This is a genomic window from Pseudomonas sp. BIC9C, from assembly GCF_034541995.1.
Taxonomy (GTDB): domain Bacteria; phylum Pseudomonadota; class Gammaproteobacteria; order Pseudomonadales; family Pseudomonadaceae; genus Aquipseudomonas; species Aquipseudomonas fluorescens_CC.
In genome coordinates this window covers 696,434-711,168 of the sequence record NZ_JAWDGM010000002.1, presented here as the reverse complement: position 1 = coordinate 711,168, position 14,735 = coordinate 696,434, and the positions used below count along the sequence as shown (strand labels likewise).

Here is a 14,735-nt window from a genome sequence, read left to right as displayed (position 1 = left end):
CCGAGGCATGAATCACAAAGTAGCGTTCAGCTTTGCCGACGGCAAAACCCTGTTCTTTCCGGTACAGCCCAACGAAATCCTGCTCGACGCCGCCCTGCGCAACGGCATCAACATTCCCCTGGATTGCCGCGAAGGCGTCTGCGGAACCTGCCAGGGTCGCTGCGAATCCGGCGACTACAGCCAGGATTATGTGGATGAGGAAGCTCTCTCCAGCCTGGACTTGCAACAGCGCAAAATGCTCACCTGCCAGACGCGGGTGAAGTCCGACGCGGCGTTTTACTTCGACTTCGCATCCAGCCTGTGCAATGCCGCCGGCCCTGACCGACTGACGGCGACAGTCACCGATGTCAGGCAGGTTTCCGCCAGCACGGCGATTCTGCACCTGGACCTGGACCTGGGCACTGGCGGTCAGCCACTGGATTTTCTGCCGGGGCAATATGCCCGGCTGCAGATTCCCGGCACCGAAAGCCTGCGCTCCTATTCGTTCGCCAATCGCCCGAGCAGCACCAATCAACTGCAGTTCCTGATTCGCCTGCTGCCCGACGGGGTAATGAGTAACTACATCCGTGAACGCTGCCAGGTGGGCGACGAAATCGTGCTGGAGGCGCCGCTGGGCGCCTTCTATCTACGCCACGTCGCCAAGCCACTGATTCTGGTAGCGGGTGGCACGGGGCTTTCCGCGCTGCTGGGCATGCTTGACGACCTCGCCGAGCGCGGCTGCGGGCAACCGGTGCATTTGTATTACGGCGTGCGGGATGCGGCTGACTTGTGCGAACGCGCGCGTATCGAAGCCTATGCCGAACGCATTCCGGGGTTTCGCTACACCGAAGTGGTCAGCGAACCCTCGCCCCAATGGACGGGAAAACGCGGCTACATTGCCGAGCATTTCGACAGCAGCGAACTGCGCGACGCGCCGGTTGACATGTACGTCTGTGGCCCACCGCCAATGGTCGAGTCGATCAAAAGCTGGTTGCAAACCCAGGCGCTGGACAGCGTGCACCTGTACTACGAAAAGTTCACCGAGAGTAATATCTGATCTTGCAAATCAAGCCTGGCAACAATAACTAGAAGGGAACGAGATGGCAGATGAAATCTTGCAACAGGGAACGCTCAAGCGGGGGTTGAAAAATCGTCATATTCAACTGATCGCCCTGGGCGGGGCGATTGGTACCGGGCTTTTCCTCGGTTCTGCCGGTGTGCTCAAGTCGGCCGGGCCGTCGATGATCCTCGGCTATGCGATTGCCGGTTTCATCGCGTTCCTGATCATGCGCCAGTTGGGCGAGATGATTGTCGAAGAGCCCGTGGCCGGTTCATTCAGTCATTTCGCCCATAAGTACTGGAGCGGTTATGCCGGCTTTCTGTCCGGCTGGAACTACTGGGTGCTGTACGTGCTGGTGGGCATGGCCGAACTGACGGCCGTCGGCAAGTACGTGCAGTTCTGGTGGCCGGACGTGCCGACCTGGGTCAGCGCGGCGGTGTTCTTCGTGCTGGTCAACCTGATCAACACAATGAACGTCAAAGTCTTCGGTGAGATGGAGTTCTGGTTCGCGATCATCAAGGTCGTGGCCATCATCGGCATGATCGTACTGGGCTGCTACATGCTGTTCAGCGGCACGGGCGGCCCACAGGCTTCGGTCAGTAACCTGTGGAGCCATGGCGGTTTCTTCCCCAACGGAACCACCGGCCTGCTGATGTCGATGGCCTTCATCATGTTTTCCTTCGGCGGCCTGGAGCTGGTCGGCATCACTGCCGCTGAAGCCAGCGAACCGAGAAAGGTGATCCCCAAGGCGATCAATCAGGTGGTGTATCGCGTGCTGATTTTCTACGTCGGCGCTCTCACCGTGCTGCTGTCGCTGTACCCGTGGGATCAACTGCTGCAAACCCTGGGCGCGTCCGGCGATGCCTATGGCGGCAGTCCGTTTGTGCAAATCTTTTCGCTGATCGGCAGCGACACCGCCGCGCAAATCCTTAACTTCGTAGTGCTCACCGCGGCACTCTCGGTCTACAACAGCGGCGTCTACTGCAACAGCCGCATGCTCTATGGCCTGGCCGAACAGGGCGATGCACCCAAAGCGCTGATGAAGCTGAACAAACAAGGGGTGCCATTGCGGGCCCTGGGGATCTCGGCGCTCATCACGATGTTGTCGGTACTGGTCAACTACCTTGCCCCGCATGAAGCGCTCGAACTGCTGTTCGCCCTGGTGGTCGCATCGCTGATGATCAACTGGACGCTGATCAGCCTGACCCATCTCAAGTTCCGCAAAATCATGGGCCAACAAGGCATAGTGCCAAGCTTCAAGTCCTTCTGGTTTCCCTTCAGCAACTACCTGTGCCTGGCGTTCATGGCCATGATCGTCTGCGTGATGTGGATGATTCCCGGGATACGCGCGTCGGTCATCGCCATTCCGGTGTGGGTGTTGATCATCTACGTGTTCTACCGGTTGCGTGCGGCGAAGGATCGCGGTTTACCCGTCGCTCAATAATCTCCCGTGTAATAAAAAGCCCCGACATTCAATGAATGCCGGGGCTTTTCCATTTTGGATCAGACTCTGCGTCTCAGAGAGTAGAACGCACTCGCCACAACTCCGGAAACAGCACGGTGTCGAGCATCTTGCGCAAATAGCCGACACCTTCAGTGCCGCCGGTGCCCGGTTGAAAACCGATGATCCGCTCGACCGTGGTCACATGGCGGAAGCGCCACTGACGGAACGAGTCTTCCAGATCGATGAGTTTTTCGGCCAACTGATAGAGGTCCCAGTAACGCGAAGGATCCTTGTAGACGACTCGCCAGGCGGCTTCGACCGAGGCGTCATGCTGCGTCGGGCTGGTCGGGTCACGTTCGAAACGCTGTGGATCAATCGTCAGACCGGCACTGGCCATCAAGCGAATCGCTTCGTCATACAGCGACGGTGTGGCGATGGCTTTTTCGAGCTCCTCCAACAGCTGCGGACGATGCGCGTGGGGCCGCAACAAGGTCGCGCTTTTGTTGCCCAGAATGAATTCGATCTCTCGGTACTGGAACGACTGAAAACCCGACGACTGTCCCAGAAAAGGCCTGATCGAGTGGTACTCGGTGGGCGTCATGGTCGCCAGTACCGTCCAGGCATGCACTAATTGATCAAAGATCCGCGAGACTCGCGCCAGCATCTTGAAAGCGGGCGGCAACTCGCCCAACCGCATGTGTTCGCGGGCAGCCTTGAGCTCGTGCAACATCAACTTCATCCACAGCTCGGAGGTCTGGTGCTGGATGATGAACAGCATCTCGTTGTGATCGGGTGACAACGGGTGCTGCGCACTGAGAATGCGCCCCAGGTCCAGGTAATCGCCGTAGCTCATGGAGTCGGAAAAATTCAACTCGGCGTTATGCCATTCCGCAGTCGGATTGGCCGATGAATAGGGACATTGGCTCATTGAGCAGGCTCCTCACGTTGCGGTGAATTCAGTGGACGCAATATGGCCCGGACCGGGCTGGCATCGAGATTGGCAAAACGTAACGGCAGCGCGATCAGTTCATAATCGCCTTCGGGGACTTCATCGAGCACGATGCCTTCGAGAATGGCCATGCCGTGATGCGCCACCGCGTTGTGCGAATCCATGGTCTTGGATTGCTGCGGGTCCAGCGACGGCGTATCGATGCCGATCAGCCGCACGCCGAGGCTGGCCAGCAGATCGACGGTTTCTTTGGCGACGGCGGTGAAATTCGGGTCCCAGGTGGTCAGCGGTGCGTTTCGATAAGTACGCAGCAGGACGCGCTCAGGGAGATAGTCCAGGCGCCCCCGCAGTTGCTCCGGCTGCACCAGTTGGCCGCTGTCCAGGCAATGCAACACCCGGCAAGGCCCGATATAGACGTCCAGCGACACTTCGCCAATGGCCTTGCCATCCGCGCTGTAGTGCAGTGGCGCGTCGACATGGGCGCCGGTATGCGGCGACAGCGTGATGCGCCCGACATTCACAGGGCACTCGGGCCCGAAGCTCCAGACACGCTCTTCCTGAAACGGCGTATCACCTGGCCAGGTCGGGGTTGCGGTACTCAAGGGCGGGCTGATGTCCCACCACGACATTGTTTTTTTCATAGCAAAGCTCTCGGCCTTTTCCGAAGTGAATGATACGAGTGATGCCTGTGCATGTTCTTGCGAAAACTTTCGGTAATGCTCGAGTCTTTCGCAGAAACCGCCGGAAATCGATCAATTATCGATGGTAAATTTCAACCGCTTCGGGTAACGCGGCCAGGCAATGGCCGCTGCGTTTCTGGATACATCAATGTCGAGCACAGACAACTGATGCCCGGCCAAGCCCTATAGGGTGCGACTTCAGCTCTCCCTCATGCCCGGAGTCATCATGACCGCACCGATTACCGTTCTTCGCGATACCCACCCGCTGCCCGTACTCGACGCCTGCAAATGGGAAAAACTCGAAGGCGACCCGCACACCGTCAACCTCAACGCCTACACCAGCGAAGACGGCAGCAAGATCATGGGCACCTGGATCTGCACGCCGGGCAAGTGGTACGTGGAATACGTGAAGTGGGAATACTGCCACTTCCAGGAAGGCTACTGCATCATCACCCCGGAAGGCATGGCGCCGATCCACCTGCGCGCCGGTGACATTTTCGTCATCGAGCCGGGGATGAAAGGCACCTGGGAAGTGGTGGAAACCGTGCGCAAGTATTTTGTGTTTGCTTGAACACCCCCGCTAAAACCACAGCCCGCTACAACCTGTAAATCGTTGTTCGCAGTACCCTGCCGCAACGAGTGGCTACTGAAGTAACTACTCGCTGCGGCACAAGCCCTCCACAATCACCTGCGCCTGCAATCGGCCCTTCCCGAAAACGTCCTGGACGCTCAAAACGCCCACACGCCCCCATTCGCTGCGAACCTGGCAGATCTCTCAACAAAACAAAAATGTTGCTTATTGCCATTCCGTGACCGACTGGTTTTAATCGCGAACGCAACGCTTGCTCGTGTCGATTTCAGACACCGTGGTGGCGCGATCAGAAAACTGGAGCGGCGGACAAGCCGGGTAAGGTGGCGCTGCTTTTCATCGAAATAACCACATCACGATGATGGGTTTGACAAGAACAGCAGCGCCTGGAGGGCGCCGCTTTCAGAAAGGGCAACAGGCAACCCGTGATGATCGCTGCCCCCCATCAGCACGCCTAAATGTCGTTCACCAGAGAAAAAAAATAATGATCAGCCCGAGCTCCAAGGATTCGAGTGGCCAATTGGCGCAGGGCTTCAAGCCTCGTCACGTAACAATGTTGTCAATCGCCGGGATTATCGGCGCCGGTTTATTCGTGGGCTCAGGACATGCCATTGCGGCGGCTGGCCCGGCCGTGCTGCTGGCCTATCTGTTCTCGGGCCTGCTGGTCGTTCTGGTCATGCGCATGCTCGGTGAAATGGCGGTGGCCAACCCGGACACCGGCTCGTTCTCCACCTATGCCGACCAGGCCATCGGTCGTTGGGCGGGCTTCACCATCGGTTGGCTCTACTGGTGGTTCTGGGTGTTGGTGATTCCTATCGAGGCACTGGCCGCCGGCCATGTGTTGAACCAGTGGTTTCCCCAGATCGATGCCTGGCTGTTTGCCCTGGTGTCGATCATTGCATTGGTGGTGACCAACCTGTTCAGTGTCTCCAAGTACGGCGAATTCGAGTTCTGGTTCGCCATGGCCAAGGTCGTGGCGATCATTGGTTTCATCGGTGTGGGTTTTGCCGTGTTGATGGGCTGGGTTCCCGATCGGGAAGTCAGCGGGTTGAGCGGCCTGATGGCCGAGCACGGCGGGTTTGCTCCCAACGGCCTGTCGGCGGTAGTCGGCGCCTTCATCACCATCATGTTCAGCTTCATCGGGACCGAGGCGGTCACCATCGCCGCCGCCGAATCCAATAACCCTGCTCAGAACATTGCCAAGGCAACCCGTTCGGTGATCTGGCGCATCGGGGTGTTTTACCTGCTGTCGATTTTCGTGGTCATCTCCATGGTGCCCTGGAATGATCCGCTGTTGGCTTCAGTAGGCTCCTACCAGCGCGCACTGGAAATCATGAACATTCCCCACGCCAAGTGCATGGTGGATGTGGTGGTGCTGATTGCCGTGGCCAGTTGCATGAACTCCTCGATCTACATCGCCTCTCGCATGCTGTATTCGCTGGGGCGGCGTGGCGATGCGCCGAAAGCGCTGAAGGCAACCTCCTCCGAAGGCGTGCCACGGGCGGCGGTCATCGCCAGTACCGTGTTGGGGGCGGCGATTACCGTTTGGAGCTACTTCATGCCCGCCGGGTTGTTTGAGTTCCTGCTGGCCAGCTCCGGCGCGATTGCCTTGCTGGTGTACCTGGCCATTGCGGTATCGCAGTTGCGCATGCGCCGGATGCTGCGTCGGCAGAACGTCGAGCTGACCTTTCGCATGTGGCTGTTTCCATGGCTCACATGGCTGGTGATCGCGTTCATTTGCGCTGCGCTGGCAGTCATGATGGTCTCCCCGCAACACCGTACCGAAGTGAGCACGACCATTGGCCTGGCGCTGGCGATTTCCTTTATCGGCCTGGTCACATCGCGTCAACCTGCGCAATCGGCAAGGGTGACATCAGCGGGATAACACAAGAGAGGTGCCTGCGAGAACCTGATACTTGCGCATACCCGAGGCAGGGGTGTTACACGCTGCCGTGCCTCGTGGAACGATCCCTGGGTAACAGACACTGTGATCGTGTGCGTGCGATCTTTTTCCGATAAAAAAACCGGGAACCCGCCCGACGCGGTCTCCCGGTAAATGTTGATGCGCAAATGCCTTGCCTGTAGGAGCGAGCTTGCTCGCGAAAAACTCGAGAGCAACGCGGGGTGTCAGCTTCCCCCGCATTATCGTTAACGACCATCGCGAGCGAGCTCGCTCCTACAGAGGTTTGCGATAGCTGTTGATGATCGCTGAGAAGTCGTTGCCGCCCTCCCCACGCAGGCTCATCGCCTGATACAACTGCTGGGCCACCGCGCCGAGTACCACCGGCTGGTGCGCCTGACGCGCCGCTTCAGTAGCCAGCCCCAGATCCTTGAGCATCAGTTCGGCTCCAAAGCCGCCGGTGTAACCGCGCGACGCCGGTGCCGTTTCAACGATGCCCGGCCACGGGTTGTACATCTCCGAACTCCAGCAACGCCCGGTGGAGCTGTTGATGATGCCCGCCAGCACCTTGGTGTCGATGCCCAGGGCATCGCCCAGCGCCATGGCCTCGCTGACGCCGACCATGGAAATGCCCAGCAGCAGGTTGTTGCAGATCTTGGCGATTTGCCCGGTGCCGACCTCACCACAATGGACGATGTTGCGGCCCATTTGCGCCAGTACCGGTTGCAGGGTGGCGAACAGTTCAGGCGTGGCCCCCACCATGAAGGTCAGTGTCCCGGCGGCTGCACCACCGGTTCCGCCAGAAACCGGCGCGTCGGCCATGGCCACCTCCTGTTTCGCAGCGGCAGCGGCCACGTCCCGCGCGGTCTGCGGATCGATGGTGCTGCAATCTACCGCCGGCACGCCTTTACCGATACCGGCGAGCACGCCGTCTTCACCCAGCCACACACTGCGCACATGCACCGCAGCTGGCAGCATGGTGATCACAAGTTCCGCGCCCTCTGCCGCTTCACGGGCCGATGCGCTGATGCTGCCGCCCAGTTGTTCCAGCTCCGCCAGCACGGCTTTGTTCAAATCGACCAGGCGCAGCGCATGGCCAGCCTTGATCAGGTTGCGCGCCATCGGGGCGCCCATGTTGCCCAGACCGATAAAAGCGATTTTCATGTCCGGCTCCTTAACGCAGATTGATCGTGGTGTTCACACCGTCGTTGACGCTGTCGTCATCGAACCAGCGGCTGGTGACGGTCTTGGTCTGAGTGTAGAACTGCACCACTTGTTTGCCGTACGGGCCGAGGTCGCCAAGCTTGGAACCGCGCGAACCGGTGAAGCTGAAGAACGGCACCGGCACCGGGATCGGGATGTTGATACCGACCTGGCCAACATCGATTTCATTCTGGAACTTGCGCGCCGCCGCACCGCTCTGGGTGAACAGGCCCGTGCCGTTGCCGAACGGGTTGGCGTTGACCAGCGCGATGGCCTCATCGAGGGTGGCGACTTCCAGCACCACCAGCACCGGGCCGAAGATTTCCTGGGTGTAGATCTGCATGTCGGTGGTCACGCCGGAGAACAGGGTCGGGCCGACAAAGTTGCCCTTCTCGTAACCGGGAACCGAGATCTCGCGACCGTCCAGCTCCAGTTTCGCGCCTTCCTTGATGCCGCTTTCGATCAGATCGAGAATCCGTGCCTTGGCTTTTTTCGAGATGACCGGACCGACATCGGTGCCCGGCTCGCTGCCGGCATTGACCTTGAGTTTTTGCGCCAGCGCCTTGAGATCCGGCAGCCATTGTTTGGCCGCGCCCACCAGCACCACCACCGAAGTGGCCATGCAACGTTGACCGGCGGCACCGAAACCGGCACCCACCAGCGCATTCAGCGCTTGTTCGCGATTGGCGTCCGGCAGCACCACGGCGTGGTTCTTCGCGCCCATCATCGATTGCACACGCTTGCCGTGCTTGCCGGCCAGGTCATAGACGTGAGTACCGACGGCGGTCGAACCGACGAAGGAAACGGCCTTGATGTCTTTGTGGGTGCAAATTCCATCCACCACATCCTTGCCACCATGCACGACGTTGAGCACGCCAGCGGGTATGCCCGCCTCAATCGCCAGTTCCACCAGCAGCATGGTCGACATCGGGTCCTGTTCCGACGGCTTGAGCACGAAGGTGTTACCGCAGGCGATGGCCATCGGGAACATCCACAGCGGAATCATCGCCGGGAAGTTGAACGGTGTAATACCCGCGCACACGCCGATCGGCTGGCGCAGGGTGTAGGTGTCGACGCCGCCGGCGACGTTTTCAGCGAACTCGCCCATTTGCAGGCTGCCGATGGAGCAAGCGTGTTCGACCACTTCCAGGCCACGGAAAATATCGCCTTCGGCGTCGGCAATGGTCTTGCCCTGCTCGGCGCTCAGGACGGCGGCGATGCGCTTGGAGTGCTCGCGGATCAGCGCCTGGAGCTTGAGCATGATGCGCATGCGCGCGCCGATGGGTGTCAGCTTCCAGGTCTGGAATGCACGATGAGCGGCGCTGACGGCAGCATCGACTTCTTCAGCGGTGGCAAACGGCACCTTGGCCAGCACTTGCTGGGTCGCCGGGTTGATGATGTCGTGCCATTCGGTGGACTTGGATTCGACCCACTGGCCGTCGATCAACAGTTTGACCTTTTGCACGGTGGTGTCATTGGGCGTGAGCGATACGTTCATGTGGGTCTCCAGATCTTTGTTGTTATCTTGGGAGCCAAGGCGAAATAATCGCCTTGAGAAGAGGCGTGTGCCGCGAATTGGTTAACGGGCTGTTTTTGGAGTATAGATGTGCAAACTTCTAATAAGAACGCACATAAAAACCGGTCCAACATGCAAAAAAACATCACCTCCCTCGGCTCGTTGAACTGGGACGACCTCAAGTTTTTCCTGGAAGTCGCCCGCACCCGCAAAGCCAGCACCGCGGCCAAACGCCTGGCGGTGGACTACACCACGGTGTCGCGGCGCATCAGTTCCCTGGAAACGGCGCTGGGCACATTGCTGTTCGAGAAATCCCGGACCAGCGGCTTTGTCCTGACCGCCGAAGGCCAGCGGTTGATGGGCTATGCCGAGTCGATCGAAAGCACCTTGCACATGGCGTGCGAGCAGGTTTCCGGGTCCGGTGTGGCGCTGTCCGGTCATGTGCGCATGGGATGCACCGAAGGCTTCGGCAGCTTTTTCATCACGCCGCAGCTGAGCCACTTCGTCGACACCTATCCGGCGATCTCGGTGGATATCCTGCCGCTGCCGCACTTCATCAGCCTGTCCAAGCGCGAGGCCGACATCGTCATCGCCCTGGAGCGTCCGGAGCATGGCCCGTACGTCTGCTGCAAACTGTGCGACTACCGGTTGCAGCTGTACGCGACCCAGGAATATCTCGACAACCACCCGGCCATCCGCCGCCCGGCAGACCTGGCGAAACATTCGTTCATCAGTTACGTCGACGACCTGGCGTTCAGCTCAGAGCTGTTGTACCTGGCCAATGTACTGCCCGGCGCCAGTGCCAATCTGCGCAGCACCAGCGTGATCGCGCAGTTCGTGGCCGCGCAGCAAGGACGCTCACTGGCGATCCTGCCGTGCTTCCTCGCCACTCAGGACCCGCGCCTGCTGCCGGTGTTGCCACAGGAAATCAACATCACCCGACAGTTCTGGATGTACTGCCGCGAGGATCTCAGGAAGCTCAAGCGGATCACCCTGTTGTGGGATTACATCCGCGAGGTCACTGAGCAGAATCAAGGCCTGCTGATGGGTGACAGTCGGGAGATGCTGTTCGCCGACTGAGGATCTTCAAGCAATCAGGTAGCGGCATCGTAACGAGGTCAGCAGGCCCTTTCCAGCAGTTTGTAACAGGAATTGGTACGCAACTTGTAACACCGAGAGACGCTCGCAGACACCGAAATGGACCAACCACTAGAGGCCCCGGCTTCCCTTCGGCTTTTAGGAGCAATCTTCCGCCTAAATGCGAAAACGGGAGCTACGCTTCCAAGCTGAGGGCTTTTCAGAGTCGAGACTGGTGAATGAAAACTGCATGGCTTATCACGTGGGAGTGGATCGGTGATCATGCTGCCGTAGATGATAAAGTGGTTGCGATCGTCAACTACCGTCGTCCAGCAGCTTACATAAAGGACTTGATGGAGCAGCTGTACATCGAAAAGACTTCATCGGTTTCCGAGAAAGTAGCTTACGCAAAAGATATGAAGTCGAATCCATATCCTGCGTCTTTTGGCGACGTTGGTGGGGTTCAGTGGCGGGGTCAGCTGAACTGCGGCCATAACCCACACCTGTTCGCTCGGCTGGTGAACAATGTTCGAACCGAAGTGCAAGAAGGTGAGGAGAAATTGCTATGGGAGGAGCGCCCCGTCCCTGCTCCTGTTCTGAGCTCCAGCCAATCGCCAAGGAGGTCGATATGAAACTGAGCCTTATCGTATTGAGTGTCACTGTCGCCATTGCTCTTGGTGGTTGTGCCATGGCATCCAAAACCTACACCTCTGATGGACGGGAGGGATTCAGTATTGACTGCTCTGGAAGTGCATTGAGTTGGGGGAAGTGCTACGAAAAAGCTGGAGATTTGTGTGGGGCTCGTGGCTACGACTTACTCGAAAAGTCAGGCGATCAAGGCAGCACTGTCGCAGCTAATCAGTTTGGACTCTATGGTGGGTCAGTCATGAGCAGAAGCATGGTAATTGCGTGCAAGTGACGCTGTAGCGATTTCCCGCCCCGCCGCCGGAGCGGTCTTAGCACTTCCAAAGTGATCTATGTGCCCCGGCCACAGTCCGTGCCCCCGTGTCATGGTGCGTTACCTGTCACCTAAGCCTTTGAGGATGATATCCTTGAGCCATCACTGAACCGAAGTGGAAGACCGCATGAAAAAGGGATTGTTTTTGGTAGCTGTGATCGCAGCCGCAGCGCTTTCAGGGAATGCCTTTGCTCGCGGTAGCAGCTTTGGCGGACACTCTTCATACAAATCTAGTTATTCGTCCATGAGTCGTTCTGATCATACTATCAGCGGATATACGCGGAGTAATGGAACGTATGTCCAACCTTCCCACGCAACAAACCCAGATACCACCAGGAACAATAACTACAGTACGAAAGGGAATGTGAATCCGTACACTGGGAAATACGGCACTAAGCCTCGTGATGGCAAGTAGTTGTGGAGTTACGTGACTGGTTTGGTAATGCATGGCGAGGTTAGCAATGAAGACGTTGTATACAATGATGCTGCTTGTATTGATGCTGGGCAGCACAACAGCTTTCGCTGATACGTTTGACGGGTACGAATGCACTGACGACTGCTCCGGGCATCAGGCAGGGTTTGACTGGGCAGAACAGAATGACATTGATGATGAGAATTCATGCGACACCTCGTCCCAATCATTCAACGAAGGTTGTCAATCATTCGTTCAAGGTGGCAGCGGGATTGTCTCATCGGATGATGGTGACGAAGACGAATGAGTGACGTGATAGCAGGAAGCTACTGCACCCGATAACATGCCTCGATCACTCAGAAGGAAGACATCATGAAGGCATGGATTGGGGCGGCTGCACTGGCGGGAACTCTGGCAAGCGGCCAAGCAATGGCAGACGGAAACCAACTACTCGGACAGTGCCAAGCAGCCCTACGGACGATGGACGGAGTGGACAAGGAGAATCCGGGCTTCAATGTCGGCTACTGCATGGGGCAAGTTACCGGCGTCATGGACATGCTGTCCGTCCACTCTGAAGAAATTCTAGTGAAGTATCGGCCATGCACTCCCGATGGAGGTATTCAATATGGACAGGGAATAAGGATCGTCGTCCAGTTCCTAAAAGAGAATCCAAAGTTGCTCCAGCTTGAAGCCTCAACACTGATCAACATGGCACTTAAAGACGCCTACCCCTGCAAGAATTGACCATGACCGCTTTCCACAGAATCCCTTGCCCGCGCCGCAGAAAGGGGTGCAACTCTTGAGGCGCTCCAGATTCGCCGGCTGAAAATAATGATGGGTGCTTGTCGTGAGAATCCACAGAAACGCCCCACCCTCTTAACAGGGTGCAGAGTGGGTGAATGGAAACCTGAGCTTTTTGGAAATAAGTTGAGCGCCCTTCTGGCTCAGTCTGTGAGGCTGACTAGAGCTGTCTCCACGCGCAGCTACCCACCAAGCAAAGACGACAAAGCCCGCTCTGTGGCGGGCCTGTAAGACGCTGTGGACGGTAGATCAGCTAGCTTTCTGCTCACGTTTGATCCTGTAGACAAAGGCCATACGTGCTGCCTTTGTTTGTGGTAGGTATTAGCTAAAGCAGGGAGTATTCAATCCATTGGGAGCCATCGTATCGTTGTAGCTTCAAGTCAGTGAGCGGAACACTTCCTGAAATTGCGAACCAATCTATGGGCGAACCACCCCTCTTCCTCCCCACGGTCTCCAGCTTACGGCGGGCAGTACTGGTTATACCGGCGTATTTGCAAGCGTCCACCCAATTCATCAGGCGAGGATCATCGTTCGGAAGAGAAAAGCGGACGCAACCATATTCGGCCAGTTGCTCAGCAAAAGTTAGTAAGCGAAGACCGCGTTCACTACGCACCATCTTGGTTGCAGTTTTCTCCCACAACTGAGCCTTAGAGAACCACAACAACGGACGTTCATTTTCAGCACCTGCATTGCTTGGTCGCAAAGCCCCTGATGCGAGAATCATCGGGAGGTGATGGTTCTCGGTTGTGTAATGATGAATCATATCTTTGATGCTCAAGTCTTATATCCTTTGATGGGCAGTGTGATACCGGAATAATCAGGCTTTGTTCCAATGACGTTTGACTGTGGCAATGCCAATACCCAATTCGGCTGCCGCCTGTGCCTGTGTCATGTCTTTAGCCTTGAGGCGTTGCACTGATGCTGTCGTATCGGTTGCCTCTGGGCGACCTAGCTTCTTACCTTCTGCCTTGGCTCGCTTCAAACCTTGTTGAGTACGTTCGATCAACAGGTCACGCTCAAACTCAGCCACAGCCCCCAACACCTGCATAGTCATCTTCCCTGCTGCACTGGTCAGGTCTACGCCACCAAGAGCCAGACAGTGAACACGGATGCCATTCGAGGCCAGATGCTCAACCGTCTGACGCACATCCATGGCGTTACGACCTAAGCGGTCAAGCTTGGTGACGATCAGCACATCTCCACTCTCCATACGATCTAGCAGCTTCTGAAAGCCGGGGCGTTCCGTTGCCGAGATGCTGCCCGAAATGGTTTCCTCAACCACCCTACCCGCTTGCACATCGAACCCAGCATTCTTCACTTCCTGCACTTGGTTCTCGGTGAACTGGCTGGCGGTGGAACAGCGTGCATAAAGGAAAGTGCGGGACATGGTGAGCGGCTCCTTGCTGGTATCGGTTAAGGCGGGATCACGATACCGAGGTATCACCTTTGTGTAAAGGCTAGTTTGATGATACCGATTCAAGGTCCATTTACTGGGATCGTTTAACGGTCGTTTGATGATCCCGCTAAATCGTCAAGCACCACCCGCCTTGACTTATGTCAAATTGCCGCTATCAGTTCTTACGGGCATAAAAATTTTTTGCCCATACTCAATCGCGAGTGATCGCACGCACAAACTGAAAAACCAACAAGGACCGTACATGTTCACTGATATCAAGCCGGGCCCCAAACCAGCACGAGAAGACGGAAAGGACGACAGAAGGCGTCATGTAAATCCTGAAACCAAACCTAAGCATCCAACGCTACCGATCCACAAACCATCCAAGTAGCCGCTGTACGAAGTGGAGCTGCCGAACTTGTCGATTCCGTGCAAATTTGGCATGCTCCACAGTTGAAGTCAGCTGAATTTAGGAACGTATCCTCAATCACGCCAACTCCTTCTCCACCAGGAGGACCAGCGCGGACGGGCTGCACTTCAACGCACCGGCCAGCTTGAATAAGACTGCAATCGTGGGCTGATTGACGCCCCTTTCGATCAGACTGACGTAATTCCGTTGCACATCTGCTTCCAGCGCCAACTGTTCTTGGGTAAAGCCCGCTTCCTGTCTTTTCCGTCGCAGTACACGCCCAAAGGCCACCCCGATTTCCAATGCAATCACTCCACGCTAGTGAGCGGGCACTGTCGTGGTTGAGCATCAACGGGTCTTCA

General features: G+C 57.2%; 16 protein-coding genes. 9 read left to right on the top strand and 7 right to left on the bottom strand.

All coding sequences use genetic code 11. The features are described 5' to 3' along the window. The first annotated feature begins 7 nt into the window (after nt 1-7). Together antC and RS887_RS13180 are read left to right on the top strand one after the other, a co-directional pair. On the top strand, nt 8-1,036 hold the full coding sequence (gene antC, locus RS887_RS13185; protein WP_322615716.1) for an anthranilate 1,2-dioxygenase electron transfer component AntC: 1,029 nt from the start codon (nt 8-10) through the stop codon (nt 1,034-1,036). Nucleotides 1,037-1,079: 43 nt separating this feature from the next. After that, nucleotides 1,080-2,483 carry an amino acid permease gene (locus RS887_RS13180; RefSeq protein WP_322615715.1) on the top strand — a complete coding sequence of 468 codons (1,404 nt, stop codon included), beginning with the start codon at nt 1,080-1,082 and terminating at the stop codon, nt 2,481-2,483. Nucleotides 2,484-2,556: 73 nt separating this feature from the next. Here the strand turns inward: RS887_RS13180 and kynA are convergent, their stop codons facing one another. Both kynA and kynB read right to left on the bottom strand, forming a co-directional pair. Continuing rightward, nucleotides 2,557-3,411: a tryptophan 2,3-dioxygenase gene (kynA, locus tag RS887_RS13175; protein WP_104450832.1), complete on the bottom strand. Its 855-nt coding sequence runs from the start codon at nt 3,409-3,411 to the stop codon at nt 2,557-2,559. Next, a complete protein-coding gene (gene kynB / locus RS887_RS13170; RefSeq protein WP_322615714.1) occupies nt 3,408-4,073 on the bottom strand; it encodes an arylformamidase in 666 nt (221 codons plus the stop codon). The genes kynA and kynB overlap by 4 nt, the downstream gene beginning before the upstream one ends. 265 nt (nt 4,074-4,338) lie before the next feature. On the opposite strand from kynB, the gene RS887_RS13165 reads away from it, so the two are divergent. Both RS887_RS13165 and gabP read left to right on the top strand, forming a co-directional pair. Next, on the top strand, nt 4,339-4,683 hold the full coding sequence (locus tag RS887_RS13165) for a cupin domain-containing protein (RefSeq protein ID WP_007900627.1): 345 nt from the start codon (nt 4,339-4,341) through the stop codon (nt 4,681-4,683). A gap of 502 nt (nt 4,684-5,185) precedes the next feature. Continuing rightward, nucleotides 5,186-6,586 carry a GABA permease gene (gene gabP / locus RS887_RS13160; RefSeq protein WP_322615713.1) on the top strand — a complete coding sequence of 467 codons (1,401 nt, stop codon included), beginning with the start codon at nt 5,186-5,188 and terminating at the stop codon, nt 6,584-6,586. Between the two features lie 291 nt (nt 6,587-6,877). On the opposite strand, the gene mmsB is transcribed toward gabP, so the two are convergent. After that, the gene (gene mmsB / locus RS887_RS13155) at nt 6,878-7,765 is read right to left on the bottom strand and encodes a 3-hydroxyisobutyrate dehydrogenase (RefSeq protein WP_057396590.1); all 888 of its coding nucleotides are present in this window, start codon (nt 7,763-7,765) and stop codon (nt 6,878-6,880) included. 10 nt (nt 7,766-7,775) lie between these two features. Beyond that, nucleotides 7,776-9,302, bottom strand: a complete 1,527-nt coding sequence (locus tag RS887_RS13150) for a CoA-acylating methylmalonate-semialdehyde dehydrogenase (RefSeq protein ID WP_322615712.1) — start codon at nt 9,300-9,302, stop codon at nt 7,776-7,778. Nucleotides 9,303-9,452: 150 nt separating this feature from the next. Between RS887_RS13150 and RS887_RS13145 the strand changes: the two genes are divergently transcribed. From RS887_RS13145 to RS887_RS13125, 5 genes are all read left to right on the top strand, one after another. Further along, on the top strand, nt 9,453-10,400 hold the full coding sequence (locus RS887_RS13145) for a LysR family transcriptional regulator (RefSeq protein WP_322615711.1): 948 nt from the start codon (nt 9,453-9,455) through the stop codon (nt 10,398-10,400). A 236-nt stretch (nt 10,401-10,636) separates the two neighbouring features. Continuing rightward, nucleotides 10,637-11,029, top strand: coding sequence for a hypothetical protein (locus tag RS887_RS13140; RefSeq protein WP_322615710.1), 393 nt, complete (start codon nt 10,637-10,639; stop codon nt 11,027-11,029). Continuing rightward, entirely contained in the window at nt 11,026-11,316 is a 291-nt protein-coding gene (locus RS887_RS13135; protein ID WP_322615709.1) for a hypothetical protein, read from the top strand. The genes RS887_RS13140 and RS887_RS13135 overlap by 4 nt, the downstream gene beginning before the upstream one ends. A 500-nt stretch (nt 11,317-11,816) precedes the next feature. Beyond that, nucleotides 11,817-12,074, top strand: coding sequence for a hypothetical protein (locus tag RS887_RS13130; protein ID WP_322615708.1), 258 nt, complete (start codon nt 11,817-11,819; stop codon nt 12,072-12,074). Between the two features lie 65 nt (nt 12,075-12,139). Further along, nucleotides 12,140-12,511: a Rap1a/Tai family immunity protein gene (locus RS887_RS13125; protein WP_322615707.1), complete on the top strand. Its 372-nt coding sequence runs from the start codon at nt 12,140-12,142 to the stop codon at nt 12,509-12,511. Between the two features lie 382 nt (nt 12,512-12,893). On the opposite strand, the gene RS887_RS13120 is transcribed toward RS887_RS13125, so the two are convergent. The 3 genes from RS887_RS13120 to RS887_RS13110 all read right to left on the bottom strand — a co-directional run bounded on the left by RS887_RS13120 (nt 12,894) and on the right by RS887_RS13110 (nt 14,685). After that, on the bottom strand, nt 12,894-13,346 hold the full coding sequence (locus RS887_RS13120) for a hypothetical protein (RefSeq protein ID WP_322615706.1): 453 nt from the start codon (nt 13,344-13,346) through the stop codon (nt 12,894-12,896). 39 nt (nt 13,347-13,385) lie between these two features. Next, entirely contained in the window at nt 13,386-13,955 is a 570-nt protein-coding gene (locus RS887_RS13115) for a recombinase family protein (RefSeq protein ID WP_322615705.1), read from the bottom strand. A gap of 496 nt (nt 13,956-14,451) precedes the next feature. Then, nucleotides 14,452-14,685 (bottom strand): helix-turn-helix transcriptional regulator, encoded by a 234-nt coding sequence (locus tag RS887_RS13110; protein WP_322615704.1) that lies wholly within the window; start codon nt 14,683-14,685, stop codon nt 14,452-14,454. Between the last annotated feature and the right edge of the window lie 50 nt (nt 14,686-14,735).

Excerpts from the sequence above, each read along its gene's own strand:
- antC (WP_322615716.1), top strand. The coding sequence starts at position 8 with ATGAATCACAAAGTAGCGTTCAGCTTTGCCGACGGCAAAACCCTGTTC.
- RS887_RS13140 (WP_322615710.1), top strand. The coding sequence starts at position 10,637 with ATGAAAACTGCATGGCTTATCACGTGGGAGTGGATCGGTGATCATGCT.
- kynA (WP_104450832.1), bottom strand. The coding sequence starts at position 3,411 with ATGAGCCAATGTCCCTATTCATCGGCCAATCCGACTGCGGAATGGCAT.
- RS887_RS13125 (WP_322615707.1), top strand. The coding sequence starts at position 12,140 with ATGAAGGCATGGATTGGGGCGGCTGCACTGGCGGGAACTCTGGCAAGC.
- RS887_RS13180 (WP_322615715.1), top strand. The coding sequence starts at position 1,080 with ATGGCAGATGAAATCTTGCAACAGGGAACGCTCAAGCGGGGGTTGAAA.
- gabP (WP_322615713.1), top strand. The coding sequence starts at position 5,186 with ATGATCAGCCCGAGCTCCAAGGATTCGAGTGGCCAATTGGCGCAGGGC.
- RS887_RS13115 (WP_322615705.1), bottom strand. The coding sequence starts at position 13,955 with ATGTCCCGCACTTTCCTTTATGCACGCTGTTCCACCGCCAGCCAGTTC.
- mmsB (WP_057396590.1), bottom strand. The coding sequence starts at position 7,765 with ATGAAAATCGCTTTTATCGGTCTGGGCAACATGGGCGCCCCGATGGCG.
- kynB (WP_322615714.1), bottom strand. The coding sequence starts at position 4,073 with ATGAAAAAAACAATGTCGTGGTGGGACATCAGCCCGCCCTTGAGTACC.
- RS887_RS13135 (WP_322615709.1), top strand. The coding sequence starts at position 11,026 with ATGAAACTGAGCCTTATCGTATTGAGTGTCACTGTCGCCATTGCTCTT.
- RS887_RS13165 (WP_007900627.1), top strand. The coding sequence starts at position 4,339 with ATGACCGCACCGATTACCGTTCTTCGCGATACCCACCCGCTGCCCGTA.
- RS887_RS13150 (WP_322615712.1), bottom strand. The coding sequence starts at position 9,302 with ATGAACGTATCGCTCACGCCCAATGACACCACCGTGCAAAAGGTCAAA.
- RS887_RS13145 (WP_322615711.1), top strand. The coding sequence starts at position 9,453 with ATGCAAAAAAACATCACCTCCCTCGGCTCGTTGAACTGGGACGACCTC.
- RS887_RS13130 (WP_322615708.1), top strand. The coding sequence starts at position 11,817 with ATGAAGACGTTGTATACAATGATGCTGCTTGTATTGATGCTGGGCAGC.